Origin of the sequence: Nocardiopsis metallicus (assembly GCF_014201115.1) — a bacterium.
Taxonomy (GTDB): Bacteria; Actinomycetota; Actinomycetes; order Streptosporangiales; family Streptosporangiaceae; genus Nocardiopsis; species Nocardiopsis metallicus.
The window spans coordinates 7,720,153-7,741,323 of record NZ_JACHDO010000001.1 but is presented as its reverse complement, the minus strand read 5'-3'; the positions used below and the strand labels follow the sequence as shown (position 1 = coordinate 7,741,323).

At 70.3% G+C, this 21,171-nt stretch carries 19 protein-coding genes; 13 read left to right on the top strand and 6 right to left on the bottom strand.

What is annotated here, in order from left to right:
- Nucleotides 1-797: 797 nt before the first annotated feature.
- Nucleotides 798-1,445 carry a hypothetical protein gene (locus HNR07_RS33970; RefSeq protein ID WP_184371144.1) on the top strand — a complete coding sequence of 216 codons (648 nt, stop codon included), beginning with the start codon at nt 798-800 and terminating at the stop codon, nt 1,443-1,445.
- 251 nt (nt 1,446-1,696) lie between these two features.
- A complete protein-coding gene (locus HNR07_RS33965) occupies nt 1,697-2,608 on the top strand; it encodes an IS701 family transposase (RefSeq protein WP_221320131.1) in 912 nt (303 codons plus the stop codon).
- A gap of 24 nt (nt 2,609-2,632) precedes the next feature.
- Here the strand turns inward: HNR07_RS33965 and HNR07_RS33960 are convergent, their stop codons facing one another.
- The 3 genes from HNR07_RS33960 to HNR07_RS33950 form a co-directional block, all read right to left on the bottom strand.
- Entirely contained in the window at nt 2,633-2,845 is a 213-nt protein-coding gene (locus HNR07_RS33960) for a hypothetical protein (RefSeq protein WP_184371141.1), read from the bottom strand.
- A gap of 380 nt (nt 2,846-3,225) precedes the next feature.
- The gene (locus HNR07_RS33955) at nt 3,226-4,479 is read right to left on the bottom strand and encodes a 4-hydroxybenzoate 3-monooxygenase (RefSeq protein WP_184371138.1); all 1,254 of its coding nucleotides are present in this window, start codon (nt 4,477-4,479) and stop codon (nt 3,226-3,228) included.
- 92 nt (nt 4,480-4,571) lie between these two features.
- Nucleotides 4,572-5,441, bottom strand: a complete 870-nt coding sequence (locus tag HNR07_RS33950; protein WP_184371136.1) for an IclR family transcriptional regulator — start codon at nt 5,439-5,441, stop codon at nt 4,572-4,574.
- Nucleotides 5,442-5,611: 170 nt separating this feature from the next.
- On the opposite strand from HNR07_RS33950, the gene HNR07_RS33945 reads away from it, so the two are divergent.
- Together HNR07_RS33945 and HNR07_RS33940 are read left to right on the top strand one after the other, a co-directional pair.
- Nucleotides 5,612-5,908 carry a YciI family protein gene (locus HNR07_RS33945; protein WP_184371133.1) on the top strand — a complete coding sequence of 99 codons (297 nt, stop codon included), beginning with the start codon at nt 5,612-5,614 and terminating at the stop codon, nt 5,906-5,908.
- Nucleotides 5,909-6,550: 642 nt separating this feature from the next.
- Entirely contained in the window at nt 6,551-6,733 is a 183-nt protein-coding gene (locus HNR07_RS33940; RefSeq protein ID WP_184371130.1) for a hypothetical protein, read from the top strand.
- A gap of 240 nt (nt 6,734-6,973) precedes the next feature.
- On the opposite strand, the gene HNR07_RS33935 is transcribed toward HNR07_RS33940, so the two are convergent.
- A complete protein-coding gene (locus HNR07_RS33935) occupies nt 6,974-7,480 on the bottom strand; it encodes a YkvA family protein (RefSeq protein WP_184371127.1) in 507 nt (168 codons plus the stop codon).
- 762 nt (nt 7,481-8,242) lie between these two features.
- On the opposite strand from HNR07_RS33935, the gene HNR07_RS33930 reads away from it, so the two are divergent.
- From HNR07_RS33930 to HNR07_RS33895, 8 genes are all read left to right on the top strand, one after another.
- Nucleotides 8,243-9,412 (top strand): hypothetical protein, encoded by a 1,170-nt coding sequence (locus HNR07_RS33930; protein ID WP_184371124.1) that lies wholly within the window; start codon nt 8,243-8,245, stop codon nt 9,410-9,412.
- Between the two features lie 49 nt (nt 9,413-9,461).
- Nucleotides 9,462-10,241 carry a Flp pilus assembly protein CpaB gene (gene cpaB / locus HNR07_RS33925; protein ID WP_184371121.1) on the top strand — a complete coding sequence of 260 codons (780 nt, stop codon included), beginning with the start codon at nt 9,462-9,464 and terminating at the stop codon, nt 10,239-10,241.
- 6 nt (nt 10,242-10,247) lie between these two features.
- On the top strand, nt 10,248-11,654 hold the full coding sequence (locus HNR07_RS33920; RefSeq protein WP_184371118.1) for an AAA family ATPase: 1,407 nt from the start codon (nt 10,248-10,250) through the stop codon (nt 11,652-11,654).
- 130 nt (nt 11,655-11,784) lie between these two features.
- The gene (locus tag HNR07_RS33915; protein ID WP_184373077.1) at nt 11,785-12,189 is read left to right on the top strand and encodes a TadE family protein; all 405 of its coding nucleotides are present in this window, start codon (nt 11,785-11,787) and stop codon (nt 12,187-12,189) included.
- Nucleotides 12,189-12,614: a TadE/TadG family type IV pilus assembly protein gene (locus HNR07_RS33910; protein ID WP_184371116.1), complete on the top strand. Its 426-nt coding sequence runs from the start codon at nt 12,189-12,191 to the stop codon at nt 12,612-12,614. Before HNR07_RS33915 ends, HNR07_RS33910 begins: the two co-directional genes overlap by 1 nt.
- A gap of 59 nt (nt 12,615-12,673) precedes the next feature.
- Nucleotides 12,674-13,999, top strand: coding sequence for a CpaF family protein (locus tag HNR07_RS33905; protein WP_184371113.1), 1,326 nt, complete (start codon nt 12,674-12,676; stop codon nt 13,997-13,999).
- 109 nt (nt 14,000-14,108) lie between these two features.
- The gene (locus tag HNR07_RS33900) at nt 14,109-15,041 is read left to right on the top strand and encodes a type II secretion system F family protein (protein WP_184371111.1); all 933 of its coding nucleotides are present in this window, start codon (nt 14,109-14,111) and stop codon (nt 15,039-15,041) included.
- Between the two features lie 63 nt (nt 15,042-15,104).
- Nucleotides 15,105-16,016 (top strand): type II secretion system F family protein, encoded by a 912-nt coding sequence (locus tag HNR07_RS33895; RefSeq protein WP_184371108.1) that lies wholly within the window; start codon nt 15,105-15,107, stop codon nt 16,014-16,016.
- Between the two features lie 44 nt (nt 16,017-16,060).
- Here HNR07_RS33895 and HNR07_RS33890 read toward each other — a convergent pair whose 3' ends face one another.
- Nucleotides 16,061-18,226 (bottom strand): serine/threonine-protein kinase, encoded by a 2,166-nt coding sequence (locus tag HNR07_RS33890; protein ID WP_184371105.1) that lies wholly within the window; start codon nt 18,224-18,226, stop codon nt 16,061-16,063.
- Between the two features lie 166 nt (nt 18,227-18,392).
- Nucleotides 18,393-19,376, bottom strand: coding sequence for a nitroreductase/quinone reductase family protein (locus HNR07_RS33885; RefSeq protein WP_184371102.1), 984 nt, complete (start codon nt 19,374-19,376; stop codon nt 18,393-18,395).
- Between the two features lie 497 nt (nt 19,377-19,873).
- Between HNR07_RS33885 and HNR07_RS33880 the strand changes: the two genes are divergently transcribed.
- Nucleotides 19,874-21,166, top strand: coding sequence for a DUF418 domain-containing protein (locus tag HNR07_RS33880; RefSeq protein ID WP_246420625.1), 1,293 nt, complete (start codon nt 19,874-19,876; stop codon nt 21,164-21,166).
- Nucleotides 21,167-21,171: the final 5 nt, after the last annotated feature.

Here is a 21,171-nt window from a genome sequence, read left to right as displayed (position 1 = left end):
CCTCCGCTGAAGGCATCGGAACACATCCGCTCCCCCAACCGAGGCGAGAAGAATGTTCGGTGCCGAGCTCCGCCTCCGTCGGCAGCAGGCCGGGATGAGCCTCGAAGCACCGGCCCGGAACAGCAACGGAACCGGCGGAACCGGGCGCTCCGACCCCGGCGCGGGAGGGCCGGTGAGCAATCCCGCACCCTGTTTCCGCACCGCCCGCCGGGCCACGGCGGTGCGCCCTCCGATCCGGCTCTCAGCCCCGGAGGACACCCCGCGCTGCCTTTCTCACACCACCTATTCCGACAACTCAACTTGTACCAACAAGGGGTGCGCCCTGTGAGAATTCTACAAAGAACCCACCTTTACTCATGTAGGGAACGTGAAACGGTAGTTCGGATAGACAAAGCTGTCCTCGAAGACACTGTTGAGCGCTCGCGAAACACGCTATGAGCTGTGCTTTCATCAATCCGGGTGGCCGCGATCCGGCCCCCGCTTCAACCCCGGCCGCACCCCGGCGACAGGCGAATACCACCCACCGGGCGTGTTTCAGGTATATTGCCCTCTGAATGCCGAATTGTGGCAAGAATCACCTTGGCGCAAGTGAGCACAACGCGCCAGGACAGGGGAAACTCTTTGTTTACAGGCGCCCGCGATGCCGGATGAGTCCCGGCCGCGCGCCTCACGCCACGACGACCAACGCCCTTCAGAGGCCGGGCTCCTCGGTCGCCTCCCGAACGACCGCGCAGTCGGGGACCGTCCTCCCCGCTTCACCAATGCCGTTGTAGCAGGCAGTGACGAGGGACGACCGCATGACGCTGTTCCACAACGACGATGAACAGGAGCAACCTCCGGGTGAACAGTCCCCGGAGCCCCCTTGCCCCCAGGAGGACTCGGCGACGGACTGTCCCACTGAGGACGACGGAACCGCACCAGCCGTCGCCCCGGAGGCGGAGACCGGGCACGGTGACGCTACCGAGCTCGCAGAGCGCGGCGAGACCGCCCGGAGCACCAGCCCCGCACCGGAGACCGGGACCGGCCAGGACACCGACCACGCACAGTCAGCTGGGAGCACATCGGGCGCGGATTCCGCCCGGGGCACCGGACGTGACTTCGAGCGCGCGAGCCAGCCGCCCCGGGATTTCGCGCACCTCTCCCAGAATCTGGCCTACCTGGTTCTCGGTGAGCTCTCCCCGGGCCAGTGCGCCTTCGCGACCCTGGCCCTGGTCCTGGTAGTCCTGTCCGCCCCCGTCCTGGGTATCTGGGTCATGGCGGCCAACAGTGATCTCGGCTGGGGCACCATGGGACTCGCGGTCCTCGGCGTCGTGGCCGTGAGCTCCTGGATCAGGGCTCAAGTCAAGTCCTTCTGCAGGTCGGACCGGGGCGAGGGAGACGGTACGAAGGACGCGCGCAAGAAGGGGCACAAGCGCGGCAAGGACAAGAAGCCGAAGAAGGACTGATCCGACCGGAGCCCGGATCGCCGCATGGCGGAGCGCTCGCACCGATGGCCCCGACTAATACTCCAGTTGTAGATCCGGTTCGCCCTGGTCAGTGGCCATAAGCCGGGATTGGGGATGTCTCGCCGCGCTGATCTGGCCGTTTCCCGGACACACGAACGGCCACCGCCCGATCATCGATGGTTGTGAAGACAAAGAATCCCGAGGCGGTAGCCGCGGCCACCAGCGTAGCGGCCCAGCGCTGGCCGCACCTGCTGAACGAACTCATCCACACCGTCGTCGATCCGCATCTCGCCCGGCCCGAGACCCGCGCCACCGCCCACGACCTGATCCGAGCCCTACTCGCCCCGCTCACCCGCAAGAACTGCTGGACCCTGGCCGAGCACACCGGCCACTCCGCCCCCTACCGCATGCAGCACCTGCTCTCCCGCGCCCGCCTGGACGAACAAGCGCTGACCGTCGCCCTGCGCGGCTACGTCACCATCCGCCTGGGATGCGACGACGTGGTCCTGGTCGTGGACGAGACCGGCGACGTGAAGAAGGGCCAAAGCACCGTCGGGGTGGCCCGCCAGTACTCGGGCACCGCCGGAAGGACCGAGAACTGCCAAGTCGCGGTCTACCTCGCCTACACCACCCCCAACGGGCACGCCCTGATCGACCACCGCCTCTACCTGCCCCGGGCATGGACCGACGATGCCGCCCGGCTCCAGAGGGCCGGGGTGCGGTGGGTGCTGATCCGCCGCAACCGCACCACCGCCGAGCTGGCCTTCTACCGGTGTTATGCCCCCGAGCCGGTGCCGCTGGCCCGTCTGGTGGCGGTGGCCGGGCGCCGCTGGCGGGTGGAGGAGTCCTTCCAGCAGGGGAAAGGTCTGGCCGGGCTGGACGAGCACCAGGTCAGGGCATGGACCTCCTGGCAGCGGTGGAGTCTGCTGGCGATGGTGGCCTACGCGTTCGTGGCCGTGTGCCGCCAGGCCGAGCTTCGACGGTATCCGGTCCCGGACGGGCTGGTGGCGTTGACCTGCAACGAGATCGCCCGCCTGCTGCACGCTCTGTTCGCTTCCCGCCCGGATGCGGGGCACGTGCTGGCTTGGTCGGTGTTCAGACACGCTCACCAGGCACGGGCCAGGGACTGGCACTACCGCAGACAGACCGCCCGGGAATCATGACAAACCGGAACTACAACTGGAGTACTAACCGCCCAGATGGCGGTCGAACCGACCGGCGAGCATGAGTCCGGCGAGCATCCCGAGCACCATCGCCGCACAGAAGACCAACAGTTCCGGCGCGCCGGTGGTGACGATCACCAGCCCGCCGAGCATCAGGGCGATCCCCGTACTGACCGTGGTGGTCAGTACAGCGGCCGAGTCGAATTCTCGAAGACCCATCACAGCACGGGCTCCCATGTGATTAACGCTATCGGCAACGTCCGCACACTGAGCAAAGATCGCATGAAACTTAGTCAGAGTCAATAGCATCCAGCGTTTACCAAAGTCTTTTCATATCCTCTGAGAGAACCAGTGACACACTGACAACAACAAGCATATCCCCAGGTCAAACCCACATAGATCGGGTTTCCGCTTTCCATGTGAACTGGCGTGTCCTTTTCTGACCAGGAATCATGACTTCACCTCCCACGCCAGACCCGAAACAACCGAACCCCGGCCCACAATGCGAAAGCAGGACCACCGTCGCCCTGGCACTCGACCCGGGAGGCCGGGTGACGTGACAGGCCTATGGCTCGACCGGGGGATGTCGACACTAGCTCGAAAGAGCTACATACCGATCAGGGGGCACGGTTCGCGGACACTGTGATCGCCTCGCTGACAACGGAGTCCGGGTTGGTGTGGGCGATCGGCCAACCGGTGTACGCCTCGGCGAGGAACGTGCTCCCGGCGACGGACTCGGTGACCTGGTCGATCTCGCCGAGCTGGCGGCGCCGCCCGAAGGCGTCCGCGTCGGTGTCCGTGTGCAGCATGGAGGTCATCCACCAGGAGAAGTGCTGGGCCCGCCAGACCCGGTCCGAGGCGGTGCGGCCGTAGCTTTCGAGCAGGTCGGCCGAGCCCTGGTGGAAGAAGCGTTCGAGCGCCTGACAGAGCACGGCGATGTCGGCGACGGCCAGGTTGAGGCCCTTTGCCCCGGTCGGCGGAACCGTGTGCGCGGCGTCCCCGGCCAGGAAGAGGCGGCCGTGGCGCATCGGGTCGAGCACGTAGCTGCGCATGGGGATGACCCCGCGCTGGAGGATCGGCCCCTCCTCGAGCTCGAAACCGTTGCCGTTGACGCGGGCGCGCAGCTCCGCCCAGACGCGTTCGTCGCTCCAGGCCGCGGCGTCCTCGGCGGGGTCGCACTGGAAGTACATCCGCTGCACGGTGGGGGTGCGCGAGCTGATCAGCGCGAAACCTCGATCGGAGTGCGCGTAGACGAGCTCCTCCGAGCTGGGCGGGGCCTCGGTGAGGATGCCGAACCAGCCGTGCGGGTAGGCGTGGAAGTAGTCGGTGCGCGCGTGGGCGGGGATCGCGGTGCGGGTGACCCCCTGGGACCCGTCACAGCCGGCGATGACCGCGCAGGTGAGCTCCACCCGGGTGCCGTCGGCCTCGGTGAAGCGGACGGCGGGGGTGTCGGTGGTGACGTCGTGGACGCTGACGTCGCTGACCCCGAAGAGCACGTCGCCCCCGGCGGCCAGGCGCGCGGCGATGAGGTCCTTGAGTACCTCGTGCTGCGGGTAGAGGTGGACGGCGCGGCCGGTGAGGGCGGGGAAGTCGACGCGCCGGGACTCGCCGCGGCTGCGGATGGCGATGCCCTCGTGACGTTGGCCTTCGGCGAGGAGGCGGTCACCCAGCCCGGTGCCGGTCATGAGGTCGACGGTGCCCTGCTCGAGGATGCCCGCCCGGATGGTCGCCTCGATGTCGGCGCGTTCGCGCAGGTCGATGACGATGGAGTCGATCCCGGAGAGGGAGAGCAGGTGGGAGAGCATCAGGCCGGCGGGCCCGGCGCCGACGACGGCCACCTGGGTGCTGGTCCGGCGGGGGTGGGAGTTCATGCGCTCAGCATGCGATCCGGCGGGAGCACGGCACCAGGCCTCTTCCATTCAATGGGAAGGTTTCCGGCGAGACTTCCCCTCGGGCGCGCTCCTCAGCCGTCGCGGCCGGGGGGAGGCTGGGCGCTGCTCCGGAGGTGACCCCGGGTGTGGATCACGCCTTCTCCCGAAACCGGGGCGCCCATGGTCCGGGAGATGCCGCGGGCCGCCGCGAGCAGCACCGGGACGTGCGCGTGCGGACCCGGCTCCGGGCCTGGGGCCGGGCCCGGTTCACCAGGGCCCCGATCACGGCGGAACGGAACGACGACGGACAGGGCGGCCACCACCCGGTTGCCGCGGTCACGGACCGGCGCGGCCAGGCCGACGGCGGCGGGGTCGATCATCTGGGAGGCGATCACGTACCCGTCCCGGCGCACGGCGGCCAGGGCGCGCCGCAGCCGGGCGGGGTCGGTGATGGTCTGCCGGGTGTGCGCGGGCAGTTCTCCGCCCAGCACCCTCTCCTGGAGTTCGGGCGGGCTGTGCGCGAGCAGCACCAGGCCGGTGGAGGTGGCGTGCACGGGCAGCCGTCCGGCGATCTCGGCGACGTTGCGCCCGGCGTCGCGGTCGGAGAGGCGTTCGAGGTAGAGGACGTCGGTGCCCTCCAGCACCCCGAGCTGGGTGTGTTCGCGCACGACAGCCTGGAGGTCCTCCATGAAGGGCAGGGCGGCGCGGCTCAGGTCCCGGGCGGGCGAGGACCGCGAGGCCAGCTCCCACAGCTGGTAGCCGATGCGCACCCGTTTGCCGGGTTCTCGCTCCAGGGCGCCGAGCTCGACGAGTTCGGTGACCATCCGGTGCGCGGTCGCGACCGGGAGGTCGGCGTGGCGGGCGATCTCGGAGACGGTGAGCGAGGCGGAGACGTTACCGAAGGCGCGCAGGATCCGCATGGCGCGGGTGAGGACGGACTCCCCCGACGTCGACCTGGCCACCACCGATCCCCTCCTCGAAGCGAAGTCTGCCATCGCGGACGTGCCCTGAGCGCGATCCCGACCGGAAACCGTGCCTCGCCCGGCCCCGCGGCAGTGCGAACTGGCATCCTGGCACCGCAACCGACCACCCCGCCCCTGCCCCCGGGCGACACGACAGAGGAGACCCGGCCATGGCTATCTACGCCGTCACCTACACCTACGCCGAGAACAGCACCGAGGCCCGCGACCAGCACCGGCCCGCGCACCGCGAGTACCTGGACAAGCTCTCCGACGCGGGCGTCAACCTGTGCTCGGGCCCCTTCGGCCCCGACGACGCCCCCGGCGCCCTGCTGCTCTTCCGGGCGGACTCCGCCGCGGACGCCTTGGCCCACACCGAGCCCGACCCGTTCCGCACCGAGGGCGTGGTCAGCGACGTGTCGGTGCGTGAATGGATCCCCGTCCTGGGCCCGCTGGTCAAGGAGTTCTGACCGACCGGGCAGCGGCCGGGAACCGGACCGCCGAGCCGAGTCGTCCACAACCGATACGAGCCGCGCCCCTCCCCCGCGAGGGGCGCGGCTCGTATCGTGGATTCGTGCCACGCGGGACCGTCACCCGGACCAGGATGGCCGAGCACGTACAGCGCCTCAGCCCCCGCTCATCGTGAACAGCGTCGACTTCACCTTGCGAGCGCCGAAGCCGTAAGGGAACGCTACGGCCACGTCCTGGGGTACCCGCGCCCCGGACGGAGCTGGAGGCGGACGAGGGGGGAAGCGCCCAGACCGTCGTCATCCCCGGGCGGCCTGTTCGAAGGCGCTGCGTGCCTCGTCGTGGTGTTCGCCCCACCCGGAGAACGGTACCGAGACAGCGGCAGGCCGAGGCCTCGGGGCCGGTGTTGTCTTTCCGCAGGGTCCGTCTGTGCCCGAGGCGCGCAGGCGGCCTAAGGCATGCACGGGGCTCTAAGGCGTTCGGGAAGCGGGAGAGCTCCGGTCTAAGGCGCCCGGTCCGACATGTTTCTGGTGTTCTCTGCCGATGTGCGGGCCGGGGCCTTAGCGGGAGTCTGTAGTCAGTCGGGGAGAACGAACCCCGGCGGACCAGCCCGGACAGGGCGAACAGACCGACAGGAGCAGAACATGCACGCCTACTTCACCGCCCAGGCCGCCGACCTCCACCGCGCTGAGGCCGAGCGCACCGCCCGCGAGGCCCGCCTCATCCGTGAGGCCCGGCGGCACGGCGGGAGCCGTGAGGACGGCCGGGGCCGGCGTTCCGGGAGTGTGCGCCGCGCTCTGCGCACCGCCCTCGGCCTGGCTGCCTGACGCGGGGCCCGCCGCCCGGCCGGTCCCGCCTCACGGCCCCTCAGCACAGCACCTCGCCCGCGTTCCGGTCAGAGCAGCCCCGGCTCCCGGAAACAGCGCTCGGCACCCGAGTGGACGTCCTCGGGGTCGGCACCGTTCTGCGCCTGGTCAACCGATGTGGCCCGTTCGTCGGGCGCCTGCTCGGGTTCGCGCGCGGACCGACGCGGTTCGGCGTGGCCGCGGGCTCAGCCGCCGCGCTGGTCAGTTCTTCTGCTTCTGACCGGACGCTTGCTCCTGGTACTGCTGACTCTGATAGGCCTGTTCCCGGCCCTGGTAACCCTGGTAAGGCTGGTCCTGGTGGCTGCCCGGACCGGAACCCCGGCCGTGCCCCTGGCCGTGCCCCTGGCCTTGCTCGTTGGCGCGCTCGAAGGCCTCCTGCGCCTGGCGCTCCCTCTCCCAGAGCACGAAACGCTCGCTCTCGCCCAGCGCCATGGTGGTCAGCCACACGGCCACGGCGACGTCGTCGATCAGACCGAAGACCGAGAAGATCAGCTCCGGGATGAAGTCGATCGGGGAGACGATGTAGCCGACCAGCACCAGCATCATGAAGAGCTTGCCGCCGCCGAGTTCGGGGTAGCGGCCGCGCAGCTTCGCCCCGAGCATGCGCGGGATCGAGCGGGCGCGCTCCCACAGGGAGACCTTGCTGTCGGTGTTCCGGATGACCTGCCAAGCGGCCGCACCGGCAGCGGCCCGGTTTGCCTTGCGCATCGTGTTCTTCTCCTCAGGGGGCGCGTGACTTCTCAAGATATGACGCGAAGTCCCCTTGTATCGTTCCCGCTGGCGGGGTCGGCAATCCCGAACGAGACGCACACGACACTTCCGGCCCACGGGGCGGGGGTGGCCCCGTTCGCCCCACGGGAAACATTTCTCCACCGAGTTGTCCACACTCAGGCCCGGTGGCACTGGTAGTGGCGGCCCCGGAAAGGCATCCTTGGATAGCCGGGCCCCTTTTCTTCTTTTGGCCCTCCCCTTTACCGCCTGCTCGCTTCGCCCCAGGCGTCCACCAGCCCCCTCCGAGCCCGTCCTCCACCCTCCGCCCGCCGCACAGCCGAATCACGGTCCGCGTCCTGCCCGACACAGATCCGCAGGCCAAAGGAACAAAGTGACTTCAGGGACGAAAAACCCAAGGCCGCGTGGCCACATACGGCCACCACTGCCCCGCACGACCACGAGAGGCGCCAGGCGCACCCAAAGGGATCCCTCCCCCTCCGCCAGCGTCGGGGCCCCACCCCCGTCAACCCGGTCACCGTGCGCCCGTCGACAAAAGGACACCGCATCGCACCACCCTGACCCTTAGGTCGCGAATACCGGGCCTCCCCCTGTGCCGCACCCATTCGTTACGATGCGTCCGAGTGGCACCTACAGACGCGGGGCGCCTCTGCAACTTCCGAAATCGCCCTAGTGCGTAGAACCGATGGAGCTTTCCCAGTGTCCAATGCCCTACCTCGGTCGGCGACGACCGTAGCCCTGTTGGCGGATGTCCCCAGCACGGGCCACGTGGGCGAGGCCGGAGCACAACGGTTCGCCCTTCAAGGCGACAGCGTCGGCGTGCGCAGCGCCGCCTTCGTCGCCTTCGCCAGGGAGGAGGTGGGCGCGGGCCGCAAGGTCGTGGCGCTCTACCCGGCCTGGCAGGACTCGGACGCCCAGCGCGCGATCAACTTCGCGCGCGGCGCCCTGCGCACCGACCACATCGCCGGGATCGGCGTCAACCTGTCCCCCCTTGCCCTGTCCCTGATCGCCGACCAGCTGTCCTACCTCGCCCCCTACCTACCGCCGGGGATGGTGGCCGCTCTCAGCGACGAACTCCCCAAGCACCTCCTGGCCGGAGCCTGGCTGCGCACGGTCTCCAACCTGTCCACCCTGCCGACGAGCCTGAAACAGCACATGGGCTCGTACGCGCCCACCGTGTCCTTCCTCGCCTACTGCGCCCCCAATACCCAGGTGGGCCGACTGCGCCCGGCCGAGGTCGCCCGCAGACTGCCCTTCCGCCCGGTGCAGCCGGTGCAGCTGCTGTGCTCCACCCCGGACCCGGGCATCACCAAGCTGTTCGACGAGAACCTGCCCCGGGCCATCCAACCAGTGGCCACCAGGACCCTTCCCGCGCAGCCGCTGGGGCCCGCGTACTGGGGCACCGACAAGTACGTGGAGTTCGTGGCGTTGAGCGCCCACCCGCAGGCGCTCGCCTATGCCGCCGGGGCCGTCCGGGCGGCAGCGTGCTCCTGGTGCGGTGAACCCGTGTCCGCCCAGCAGTGCCCGTTCTGCCGGTGCCACTCCACCGGAAAGCCCATCCGGGCGCACCAGACCGGTTCCGCTCCACCGAGGGGCGGACGCCCGCCCGCCCCGAGCCCGCAGAACCCCCCGAGCCCTCAGCGCCCGCAGCGCGCGCAGAACCCTCCAGACCCCCCGCTGGACCCTCGGGCCCAGCCCCGCCAGGCTCCGCGCCCCGCTGCCCCCGGCCACCCTCAGCCGGGCGGCGCCCCCACACCCCCAGGGCCGCCCGCGCCCGGTTCCCCCACCGCACAGGCGACCCCGCCCCGCCGGTCCGGTCACCGACCTCCCCCCTCGACCGACCGGACGGAGGATCCCGAGTTCCAGAACCGCTCCCCACAGCCGGAACCCCCGAGAACCTACTCCCGCTAGGGCCCGCCGGACCGGCCCACGACGACACTGGAAACGGAAACCACCCCCTATGAACCCCCGTCAGCGACGCGGCGTCCTCCTCATGGTCGTGGCCGCTATCGGCGCCGTCGCCGTGTTCGCCTCCGTCTTCACCTACATCAGCAACCAGCAGCAACAACTGGGCCAGTTCTCCACCGTGCTGCGCCTTGCCGAGGACGTCGAGGCCTACCAGCCGATCGGCCGGGACTCGGTGGAGACGTACGAGGTCCCCTCCGCGTACTTCGACCCGGAGGTCTTCATCACCGACCTCGAACAGATCGACACCCCCGAGGGCCAGGAACTGGTGGCCTCCACCCACCTGGAGCAGGGGGCCATCCTCCAGCGCGGCATGATCCAGCCCCAGCCGACCCTGACCGCCGGGGAGCGGGAGATCGCCATCATGGTCAACGCCGAGACCGGGGTGGCGGGCAAGGTCCGGCGCGGTTCCATCGTGGACATCTACGGCACGTTCCAGCCGCGCGACCACGGTGAGGCCTGTGCGTCCCGGATCCTCACCGAGGTGGAGGTGCTCGACATCGGGGAACTGCGCAGCCAGGAGTCCGAGGGCGGCGGGGTGGCCGGCGTGGTTCCCGTGACCTTCCGGCTCAGCCCGGATTCCGCGCTCCAGCTGGCCTACGCCGAGGAGTTCTCCACCAAGCTCCGGCTGGCCCTGGTCAGTACCGCGGGCGGCGGCGACGCCGGTGAACCGCAGGTGTGCAGCGGCGACTTCGCCGAACTCATCGAAGAGCGCGACGAGGCCCAGGGCACGGACGAACAGACCGACGAGCGGCGTACGCCGCATGGGGGGTAGGCACCGGTGAACTTCCGAGTCCTAGCGGGGATGCCCACATCCGCGTCAGAGATGGTGCTCACAGCGCGTTTCGAGGAGCTGGCCGGAGCCGAACTCGTCGCCACCCGGAACACGAGCGCGGAACTGATCAACGGGGCGGGCGAGCACCCCGAGCTCGACGTGGTTCTGGTCCACCAGGACCTGGGTCCGGCCCCGGTCTTCGACACCATCCGCGACCTGTCGCACCGCCACCCGCAACTGGCGATCCTGCTGGTCTCGTCGTCGATGGACCCCGAGACCTTCACCGGTGCCATGGAGGCGGGCGCCCGGGGCGTGCTCTCCGCCGACTCCGGGGTGGGCGAGCTGGAGACCCGGATCGCCAAGGCCGCGGAATGGTCCCGTACGCTCCGCCGTCACCTGGAGTCGGCCTCCCTGGACCTGCCCGCCTCGGGTGTGCGCGGGCGGATCGTGACGATCAGCGGCGCCAAGGGCGGGGTGGGCACCACCACCTGCGCCGTACACCTGGCGATGGCCGCGGCCCGGCGGGACCGGGTGGTGTGTCTGGTGGACCTGGACCTCCAGGCCGGTGACCTGCCCTCCTTCCTCAACCTCCAGCACCGCAGGTCCATCACGGACCTGGTGGACGCGGCCGACGACATCAGCCCCGGCATGCTCTCCGAAACCCTCTACGTGGACCCGCGCGGCCCGCACGTGCTGCTCGCGCCCGAACACGGCGAGCGCGGCGAGGACGTTACCGCCCGGGCCACCCGCAGGATCCTGAGCGCCCTGCGTTCCCGGTACGAGCTGGTGCTCGTGGACTGCGGTTCCAATATGAGCGAGGCGACCGCGATGGCCGTGGAGCTGGCCGACACCGCCGTCGTCACGGTGACCCCGGATGTGCCCGCGCTGCGCGGTGCCCAACGGCTGATGACGATGTGGGAGCGCCTGCAGATCCGCTCGCACGAGGACGTGCACTCCCTGGTCACCCGGCACAGCCGCAAGAACGAGATCCAGCCGGACTTCCTCCAGCAACTACTGGGTACCAAGGTGTTGCGCACCCCCGTACCGGCCGCCTACCGGTCGCTGGAGCCGGGGGAGAACAACGGGGATCCCACGAAGGTGACCGACGAAGGGCTGCGTAAGGCCTTCGCCCGGCTCGCCTCGGAGCTGGACCTGCTCTCGGTGCCCACCGCCACCGGCGGTAACAGCGGTAAGGGCGGCAACTCCACCCCCTCGGGCGGGATCACGTCGAACCTGGCCGCGCTGGTGACTCCCCCCAACAGCGGACCCGGAAACCCCCCGTTCACCCGGGACGTGTCCGGTTTCCTCAACGCCTCGGGCCCCGAGCGGGTCAACGGTCACGGGTCCCAGGTGCGCGCGCCCGACCACTGGGGCCGGGGTGCCCCCGGGTCGGGAGGGGGTTTCGGTGGTTGAGCACCACCGGAGACCCTGGCGTTTACCGACCGACCAGGGGTTCCGTGCGCACCGCGGGCTTGGGGGACTCAGGAGTGTCCCGAACAGCCCACGGCTTCGGACCCGGCGGAACGATCGTGGCGGGGTGTTCGTGGAGTTCGCCGTGATGGTTCCGTTCATGATGTTGGCGCTGGCCCTGGTGTGGCAGGTGTTGCTGATCGGCATCACCTCCATGTACGCCTCGCACGGGGCGGCGGAGGCGGCCCGACAGGCCTCGGTCACCCCGGACGACATGGAGCGCATCGACGAGGAGGCGCGTAAACGCGTGCGGGAGCCCTGGGATGCCGAGGACGTCCTGACCACGGAGATCCTCGAGCGCGACGGCACCCGCTTCGCCCGGGTGAGTCTGGCCATGCCGGTGTTCCTGCCGGGCACCACCGGCCCGTGGCAGATCACCGGTGAGGCGAAGGTCGTCACCGAGGTTCCGCCACGCGGGCTACCCGGGCCGGAGATGTCGGACGAGCCGGAGGACGAGTCGGAGAGGGTGGATCCGTGATGGCCCCAGGAGCCCGCGGCACACGGGTTCGCGGCCCCGGCGGGCTCCGCCGCCTGGTGTTCGGTCCCCGGCCGGGCCGGGACTCCGACCGGGGCGGCCCCATCCTGGAGTTCGCCGTGGTCCTGCCGATCCTGCTGCTCACGGTGGTGGTGTCGATCGAAGCCTTCCTCGCCTTCGTCGCGATCGAACGCATCGAGTCCGCGGCCCGGGCCGGGGCTCGGGTTGCCGGAAGCGAACAGTTGGAAGGCGCCGAGAGGGCGGCCCGCACCGCCCTACCGAGCTGGCTGGAGAACGCCGACGTCACGAGCGGCGCGAACGACAGTGACGGGTACTACGTGGAGGTTTCGCACCCGATGCCGATCGTGTTCTCGTCGGTGGACCTGAACCTGACGCTGACCCGGCGGGTGGACATGCCGAACGTGTGAGACGGGGAGAGCAGCCCCGGGCACCACCGGCGGCACCACCGAAGGAGGGATTGAGGAACATGGGTCTCAAGGACCGGCTGGAAGAGGACCGCGCGGTCGAGGACCGCGCGGACCGCAGCAGTGTGACGCACTGGCGCCGACGGCTCCTGGAGGAGATCAACCTGGAGGACCTGACCCAGCTGACGCTGGCCCAGCGCCGGGTCCGTCTGGAGAAGGTCGTCGGGCACATCCTGTCCCGTGAGGGGCCGGTGCTGTCGGACCGCGAACGGTCGGTGATGATCCGCAGGGTCGTGGACGAGGCCCTGGGCCTGGGCGTGCTGGAGCCGCTGCTGGCCGACGAGAGCATCACCGAGATCATGGTCAACGGCCCCGACAACGTGTTCGTGGAGCGCGGTGGCCGGATGGAGCGGATCAACGCCGCTTTCAACGGCGAGGAACAGCTCTATCAGACCATCGACCGCATCGTCGCCCTGGTCAACCGGCGCGTGGACGAGTCCTCTCCGATGGTGGACGCCCGGCTGCCCACTGGCGAGCGTGTCAACGTGATCATCCCGCCGCTGTCGCTGTCCGGTCCGGTACTGACCATCCGGCGCTTCCCCAAGCCCTACCCCGTCGAGGAACTGGTGCGGATGGGCAGTCTGGACCAGGCGACCGGGGTGCTGCTGTCGGCGATGGTGCGGGCCCGGTTCAACATCGTGGTCTCCGGCGGTACCGGTACCGGTAAGACGACCTTCCTGAACGCGCTGTCGGCCTTCGTGCCCAGCAGCGAGCGGATCGTGACGATCGAGGACTCCGCCGAGCTCCAGCTGATGCAGGAGCACGTGGTGCGGCTGGAGTCACGGCCGGCCAACATCGAGGGCCGGGGCGAGATCGCCATCCGCGACCTGGTGCGCAACGCGCTGCGGATGCGACCGGACCGCATCATCGTCGGTGAGGTCCGCGGCGCCGAGACCATCGACATGCTGCAGGCGATGAACACCGGTCACGACGGGTCTCTGGTGACGGTGCACGCCAACTCCGCGGACGACGCCATCTACCGGTTGCAGACCCTGGCGACCATGGGTGAGGGCAACATCCCCTACGAGGCGATCCGCGACCAGATCAACAACGCGGTGGACGCCATCGTGCACCTGGGGCGGTGGCCGGACGGTTCCCGGCGGATCAACGAGATCGCCGTGGTCTCCTCACGCCGACGCGAGGAGTTCCGCCTCGACCGCCTGATGGAGTTCGCGGCGCTGCCGATGAGCCCCGACCGTTCCGTGGGGGGCCAGTTCCGGCACTATCCGCTGCCGCGCCACATCGCCGGTCGTATCTACAACGTCGGGGAGAACATCCCCGCGGTGTTCGGGGTCGTCCCCGGCACCCGAGCCCAGGGCAACCCGTGAACACACGTCCCGCGTCCGTGCGGACGCCCTCTCCAAGCACGGCTCCTCGAAGCACGGATCTTCGAAGCGCGGCACCTCGAAGTGCGGCGCCGACCCGAAGGGAGATCGGGTGAACTGGCAGATACCGGCGATCCTCGGCGGCACCGCCCTGGTTCTGCTGCTGGTGCTGTGGGCCGTCTGGGAGTTCGTGGCCAGCGCGGAGAACCGGCGGTTGATCGCCGCCCGCAGTGCCCTGGCCCAGGCGGAGTACAACGCCTCGACCCCCTTGGCCACGTTGGACGCCAGGTTGCGGCGCACCGAGTGGGGATCCCGGCTGGCGCGCAGACTGGCGCGCTCGGGCACGGACCTGCGCCCGGCCACCTTCGTCGCCGCACTGGTGTCCGGGTCGCTGCTGGCGGTCGTGGTGGTGTGGCAGATCCTCGCCCCGTTCTTCGGCCTGCTGGCCGCGGCGGGGGTGGCGTTCCTGTTCTTCACCTACCTGCGCCGGGCCGAAGCCAAGCGGCGCGAGGAGTTCACCGGTCAGCTGCCCGACCTGGCCCGGGTCCTGGGCAACGCGACCTCGGCGGGGCTGGCGCTGCCGACCGCGGTGGCCATCGCCGCGGACGAACTGGACGGCCCGGCCGGGGAGGAGCTCGGCCGCATGGCCGAGTCCATGAAACTGGGCGCGAGCTTCGAGGAGGCCATCTCCGACCTGCGTGAGCGCATGCCCTCCCGTGAGCTGGGGGTGCTGCTCTCCACGCTGGTGGTGGCGTCCAGGTCCGGTGGTTCGCTGGTCACGGCGCTGCGTAACATCTCCAGCACCCTGGAGAGCCGCAAGGAGACCAGGCGTGAGGTGAAGACCATCCTCAGTGAGACGACCTCCACCGTGTGGGCTCTCGGGTTCATGTCCGTGGGTGCCCTGTTCATGATCAACGCGATTTCGCCCGGGGTCATGCGCACGATGACCAGTACCGGGGCCGGGATCGCGGTGCTGTTGGTGGTGGCGGCGCTGTTCGCGATCGGTTTCGCGCTGGTCTCCCGTATCACCAGGTTCAAGATGTAGCAGCCGGGAAGACGTCGCAGTCCCGGCCCCGCAGACCCGCCCCCACCCCTGAAAGACGCCGCGATGAACCTCCTGCCGCTGCTACCCCTGGCCGCCGCGCTCGCTTCGGCCGCGGTCGTGCTGATAGGTGCCTACGGCCTGTATCTGACCCAGTCGCAGACACGGGTGCCGGTGGACGACCCGGCCGAAGCCCCGGTGGCCGCCAAGAGCGACGACACCTTCTTCCTGCACAAGATCACCGAACGGATCGGGCGCCGTTTCGCCCCGTCGATCCTGGCTTCCCTGAGCGACAGGCAGAAGGCGTCCATCGCTTCCCGGATCGAGGCCGCCGGGCGCCCGGACGGGCTGACCACGGAACGGTACGTGCAGCGCAAGGTCGGCGAGGTCGCCGTCTACGGCACGCTCGCGGTGCTGGTCCTGCTGTCGGGCAACGGCCTGGTCCTCACCCTCATGGCGCTGGCGTTCACCGGGCTGACCGACCTGAACCTGTACGTACAGGGCCGGGAGCGCGCCGACCAGGTGCAGACCCAGCTCCCGGACTTCCTGGACGTCCTCGCGGTGACGGTGAGCGCGGGTATGTCGTTCCGCGCGGCGATCGGCCGGGTCGCGGCGTCGATGCCGGGGGTGCTGTCGGACGAGTTCACCATCGCGCTGCGCCAGATGGAGCTGGGCACGTCCCGCCGGGAGGCCTTCGAGTCCCTGCGCCGCCGCAACCGCAACGAATCGTTGAGCAAGTTCGTGACCGCCATCCAGCAGGCCGAGGAGCTGGGAGCTCCGCTGAGCGACACCCTGGTGGACATCAGCAAGGACATGCGCCTGGCCGACGCCCAGTACATGCGGAGGAAGGCCCAGCAGCTCAACCCGAGGGTGACGATGGTGACCGCCGCGACCATGCTGCCGGGGCTGCTGATCCTCATCATCGGCTCGATGGTCCTGGGCACCGACATCAACCTCGGCACGCTGTTCGGTGGCTGAGGATCAGGGTCGGTGCGGGTCGGGACAGGACGGGACGGGGCAGATCAGCGACGGCGCGGGGCCGCGCCGCGGAGGGCGGCTCTGGGAAGAAGCTCCAGGGAGCGGTCCAGGACCCGCGCGGCCACCTCCCGGTCGCCGTCCACCAACAGTCTCCGGACGGCGTCGACTTCGCCCAGCGGTGGGATCTGCGGTAGCTCCCGACGCTTCTGCCAGGTGTAGAACCCGGCCCAGGCGAAGGACGTCACGGACAGGAGCAAGCTGGCCGGGAGAGCGTTGACCACCTCGGACAGGGAGATCGCGAGCCCCGCGCAGAGCAGCGTGAACAAGAACGCGCCCAGGAAGGCGACCACGCTGGTGAAGGTGGTCTCCTTCACCAGTGCGGCACGGCTCGCCTCCATGCTCCTCAGACCCGCCAGTCTCTTCTGCGCGTGATCGGCGCTCCGGGCGACCCCGGTGACCGAGTCGAGGGCGACCGCGGCGGCTCGGCGGTCCTCGAACGGAACGGGGAGCGCGCTCTCGCGCAGAGCCTCCCGCCAGGGGCCCGGAGGCACCCGGGCCACGGCCCGCTCCAGCGACTCGTCCGCGTCGCGGTCACTGACCAGTTCCGTCGCCAGTCGCGCCGCGAGGGTGAGCGGGCGGACGTCGACGCGCATACGGGGATCGGTGAAGCGGCCGTCCAGGCTCGCGGACCAGAGCGCGTAACCCTCGGCCAGGCGCGCCGCAGTGGGCAGGCGGCGGGCGACCTCCCCGTACACGGAGCAGGGGCGGCCCGCCACGCACAGGTGTTCGGGCTCGGCGCAGTGGTGCGGCGCCAGGGCCTGGAGCAGGCCGCCCTGGATCGCCGAGCTCACCACGGGGTCGTGGTGCTCCCAACGGCGCGCGGCCATGCGGGAGACCTCGGTGAGGGTCATCCTGACACCCCGGTAGGAGGGGGCCAGGTCCGGGCGCAGGAGGGCCACCAACCGGGCCGCTTCCAGGTCGTGGTCCGGGTTCCGGTTGTTCTCGATCTCCCGTCGCGCCGGTGAGCCGGGAGGCAGCCAGTTCATGAGGGCCTTGCGGCCGGAGGGCGAGGCGAGCATCGCTACCGCCCCTTCCCGGTGCCGGCTCATGGACGCGGCCAGGTCGCCGGGGTGGTGGAAGACGCTGTCGCCGACCTCGAACCCCTCCCCGGGCTTCGGATACGGGAACCGCCACTCGGTACGGACGGGGAGCGGCTGTGCCGGAGGCGGAGGGGGTTCGACGGCAGCGGCGGGCCCGACCGGTGCGGGTGCTTCGGCGGGTTCGACCACCGCTTCCCCGGCGAGTTCCTCCTGAGGCTCGTCAGACTCCTCCAGCGGGTCCTCGGCCGGTTCCTCCTCCTCGCGCTCCGCTGCTTCCGCGCGCTCCGCTGGCTCCTCCTGTACCGGGGCGGGCGGCGGGACCGTGGTGGTGTCGATGAGCAGGGTGAGGAGTTCGGCGGCGGTGGGCCGTTGAGCCGGGTCCTTGTCCAGGCATCGGGTCACCACTGGCAGGAGGGGTTCGGGGAGCCCGCTGATGTCGGGCTCCTCGGAGACCAGACGGTGCAGGATCGCCGCCGGGTGCGGGCCGTCGAAGGGCGCCCGGCCGGTGGCGGCGAAGGTGATCACCGAGCCCCAGGCGAACAGGTCGATCGCGGAGGTCGCGGGCTCGCCGGAGATCTGTTCGGGCGCCATGTACTTGGGCGTCCCGATCAGGGAGCTCGACAGCGTGGCCGACCCCTCCAACGCCCGTGCCACCCCGAAATCGATCACCCGCGGGCCGTCCGGGGCCAGCATGATGTTGGCAGGGGTGAAGTCGCGGTGCACGATCTCCGCGGCGTGGATCGCGGCCAGCGCGGTGGCCGTGGAGACGGCCAGCCGGTCCAGGTCCGCACCGGAGCGCGGGCCGTCCAGGCGCACGGTGTCGTGGAGGGTTCGGCCCTCGACGTACTCCGTGACCACCCAGGGCGCGTCGGTGAACGGGTCGGCGTCGATGACCCGGGCGGTGCAGAAGGAGGCCACCTTGCGGGCGAGCTCCACCTCCCGCGCGAACCGGTCCCGGATGCCCTGGTCACCGGCGTGCTGGGGGTGCATGACCTTGACCGCGCCGAGCCCGCCCCGTGAATCCTCACCCAGGTAGACGGATCCGAACCCGCCGTGGCCGAGCAGGCGTACGAGGCGGTGGCCGCCGACCGTGGAGCCAACCTCGACCACAGCGTGTCCTCTCCGGTTACGGGCCGCCGTTGCGCGGCACGGAACGTGGGATGCGCGGTGAGGGGAAGGAGTTCTGGTCGGCTGGGATCGGCCCGAGGCCCCCGTCACGACGGGCGTACGGGGCGCGGGTGGCCGCTCCGGCCGCCCGCGCCCCTCGGGTCACTGATCAGGCGCCGGAAGGCGGCGGGAAGGGGATCTCGGACAGGGTCGGGATGAGCGACTCCTCCTCGAAGGCCAGGTGGGCTCGCAGCTCCTCGGCCAGACGGTCCAGGTCGGCCAGGAAACGCGCCGGATCCGCCGTCCGGAGGTCGGTGAGCAGGGCCTCCAGTTCTCCCCTCAGGCGGTCGACCACGCGGTGTTCCTCGATCAGGCGGTCGATCGGTTCCCTCAGGTGCGGGAAGCCCTCGGCGAGCCGTGGGAAGACCGTGTCCTCGCTGGTGTGGTGGAAGTGCAGGGACTCGCAGAAGGCCACGCAGTGCTGGCGGATCTGCAGGCTCAGCCCCAGCGGAGGCGCGGTTTCCGCGCCCTGGCGCTCGGCCAGGTAGAGCTCGGCCTCGCGGCGCACGCGGGTCAGCTGGCCGCGCAGCCAGGTGTGGACCTGGAAGAGCTTGTCCGCGAGGTTGCGGACCTGTGTGGCGCCGTCGGTCCCGGAGCGCTGTAGCTCCACCACCGGCAGGCGGCGTTCCACCTGGTCCTGGTAGTCGCCGAAGCCGGGTTCGCGGCGGACGACCTCCGCGAAGACCCGGTCCCGCTGTTCCCCCTCCAGGGGGACCGCGACGGCCTCGTGGGTGTCGTCGTCGGGCATCTCCACGGCCACCAGCGGGTGGGCGAGCAGGTTGCGGTACCAGTCGGGGTGCCGGGGCGAGCCACCGGCGGAACCCACCACGTAGACGCGGCCGTCGACCCGTACGAAGCCGAGCGGGTTGGTGGACTCCCGACCGGATCGGGCTCCGGTGGTGGTGAGGAGCAGCAGGTCACTGCCCTCGAACATGCCGCCCACCCTGCCGTGGTTGGCGCGGAACTCCGCCACCACCGGCTCGTTCCACGGGCTGGTCTTCGGTACGGGGCGCTGCCCAGGGCCCTGGCCCTGGTTCTGGTCCTTCTCCGGGCCCTGGTTCTGGTTCTGGTTCCTGGTGTTGTTCTCCGTCAAAGGACGGTCCTCTCACTGCGTGCTGTGGAGGCGGACGTCCCCGAGGGCGCGGCTGTGGCAGGCACGGGTCACGTGCGCGGCGGGGGAGGGCGAGGCAGAGCGCGGGGCGGTCTGAGAGCCCGAGAAGGCCGCGAGGAACAGCGAGGCTGACAGAGCCGGGAAAGGGTTCGGGGAGTCCGCCGGGATCCTGGTTGCTTCCGCCAGGGGCGGGTGAGCGGCTCAGCCGCTCAGATGAGGTACGCGAAGTGTGTGCTCACGATTGGCTCCCCGAACAGGTCTGGCGCCTCCATGCCGTCCGACCGGCCCACTGCTCTTTGGTCGCAAGCACGCGGCGCCCCACCATCATAGGCACGCGTCCGGGTGGGGCGAGCCCCACCCGAAGTCTCCACACCGCCCTATCGGCCCGGGACCCGCGGATCCGTAGCTTCGGTGGCATCCCCCAGAACAGCGCCCCTGCCCCTGGCCCGCCGTGTTCCACCGCTACCGGAGAGCTCCCCATGCGCAAGCAAAGCCGACCGTCCGAAACCGGCCCCGCGGCCGCGCTCCGCCCCTCCCCCGCGCTGCGCCCCGGGCGCTCGCTCGCCCCCGACCTCTCGCGCGGCTTCATGCTGCTGTTCATCGCGCTGGTCAACGCCCAGTTCTTCCTCACCCACTCCGACACCGTCCGCGGCCTCGCCGACCAGCTCCTGCTGCTGGTCCAGGGCACGCTGGTGAACGGGCGCGCGATCCCGCTGTTCTCGCTGCTCTTCGGCTACGGCACGGTCTGGATCATGCGCCGGGTCATCGACTCCGGCGGCGGTTGGGTGCACGCCCGGGTGGTGCTGCGCCGCCGCGGCTTCTGGATGCTGGTGATCGGCCTGCTGCACGGGGTCCTGCTGCTGCCGGTGGACATCATCGGCGCGTACGGGCTCGGGCTGCTGCTGTTCGTGGGTTTCCTGCGGGTCCGGGACTCCGTGACGCTGTGGTCGGCGGCCGCCTTCGCCCTCGCCTCGGCGGTGCTGACCACCGCGCTCAGCCTGGCCGACGCGTCCAGCTCCGCTCCCGGCGCAGAGGAATCCGCCGCTGCCGCGCCCTCGCTGGTGGAGACCGGCTTCCTCGCGGCCAGTTCCGAACGGTTCGCCGAGTGGACCCTGTACACCCCGGTGACCCTGCTCCTCGTGGTGATGCCGCCGATGCTGCTGGGTATGTGGGCGGGCCGCCGCGGGATCCTGGAGCGTCCCCGCGAGCACCGGACCCTACTGGTCCGCGTCGCGGTCATCGGCCTGGGCGTCGCCGTGCTCGCCGGGCTTCCGGACGCGCTGGTCACCGCGCAGTTCCTGGCTGAGCCCGGGCAGGTAGCCCTGATGTCGCTGTGGATCGTGCACGACCTCGCCGGGTGGGCGGGCGGCCCCGGTTGGGCCGCGCTGCTCGCGCTGGCGGCCATGCGCCTGACCGAACGCGCTGCCCGGCGCGCCGGCGCCCCCGGCACCGGCGGAGCCGGCATCAGTCCCGAGACCGCTCCCCTGGGGCCGGTCACGACCGCGATCGCCGCCGTGGGTGAGCGTTCGATGAGCTGCTATCTGGCGCAGGCGCTGGTGTTCACCCTGGTCTTCGCCCCGTACGGGCTGGGCCTGGGCGCCACCGTGAGCGCTTCGGCCGCCGCTCTCGTGGCGGTGCTCACCTGGCTCCTGACGATGGTCCTGGCCGACGTCTCCCGCCGCTTCGGCCTGCGCGGCCCGGCCGAGGTGGTGCTGCGCAAGCTCACCTACGCCCGCACCCGACTGCCGTCCTCCCCGGACAGGAGGGGCTGACCGGC

What these genes read in the sequence shown, in the direction of transcription:
- HNR07_RS33955 (WP_184371138.1), bottom strand. Translation starts at nt 4,479, where the DNA reads ATGAACTCCCACCCCCGCCGGACCAGCACCCAGGTGGCCGTCGTCGGC.
- HNR07_RS33880 (WP_246420625.1), top strand. Translation starts at nt 19,874, where the DNA reads ATGCGCAAGCAAAGCCGACCGTCCGAAACCGGCCCCGCGGCCGCGCTC.
- HNR07_RS33940 (WP_184371130.1), top strand. Translation starts at nt 6,551, where the DNA reads ATGCACGCCTACTTCACCGCCCAGGCCGCCGACCTCCACCGCGCTGAG.
- HNR07_RS33935 (WP_184371127.1), bottom strand. Translation starts at nt 7,480, where the DNA reads ATGCGCAAGGCAAACCGGGCCGCTGCCGGTGCGGCCGCTTGGCAGGTC.
- HNR07_RS33945 (WP_184371133.1), top strand. Translation starts at nt 5,612, where the DNA reads ATGGCTATCTACGCCGTCACCTACACCTACGCCGAGAACAGCACCGAG.
- HNR07_RS33895 (WP_184371108.1), top strand. Translation starts at nt 15,105, where the DNA reads ATGAACCTCCTGCCGCTGCTACCCCTGGCCGCCGCGCTCGCTTCGGCC.
- HNR07_RS33970 (WP_184371144.1), top strand. Translation starts at nt 798, where the DNA reads ATGACGCTGTTCCACAACGACGATGAACAGGAGCAACCTCCGGGTGAA.
- cpaB (WP_184371121.1), top strand. Translation starts at nt 9,462, where the DNA reads ATGAACCCCCGTCAGCGACGCGGCGTCCTCCTCATGGTCGTGGCCGCT.
- HNR07_RS33905 (WP_184371113.1), top strand. Translation starts at nt 12,674, where the DNA reads ATGGGTCTCAAGGACCGGCTGGAAGAGGACCGCGCGGTCGAGGACCGC.
- HNR07_RS33910 (WP_184371116.1), top strand. Translation starts at nt 12,189, where the DNA reads ATGGCCCCAGGAGCCCGCGGCACACGGGTTCGCGGCCCCGGCGGGCTC.
- HNR07_RS33960 (WP_184371141.1), bottom strand. Translation starts at nt 2,845, where the DNA reads ATGGGAGCCCGTGCTGTGATGGGTCTTCGAGAATTCGACTCGGCCGCT.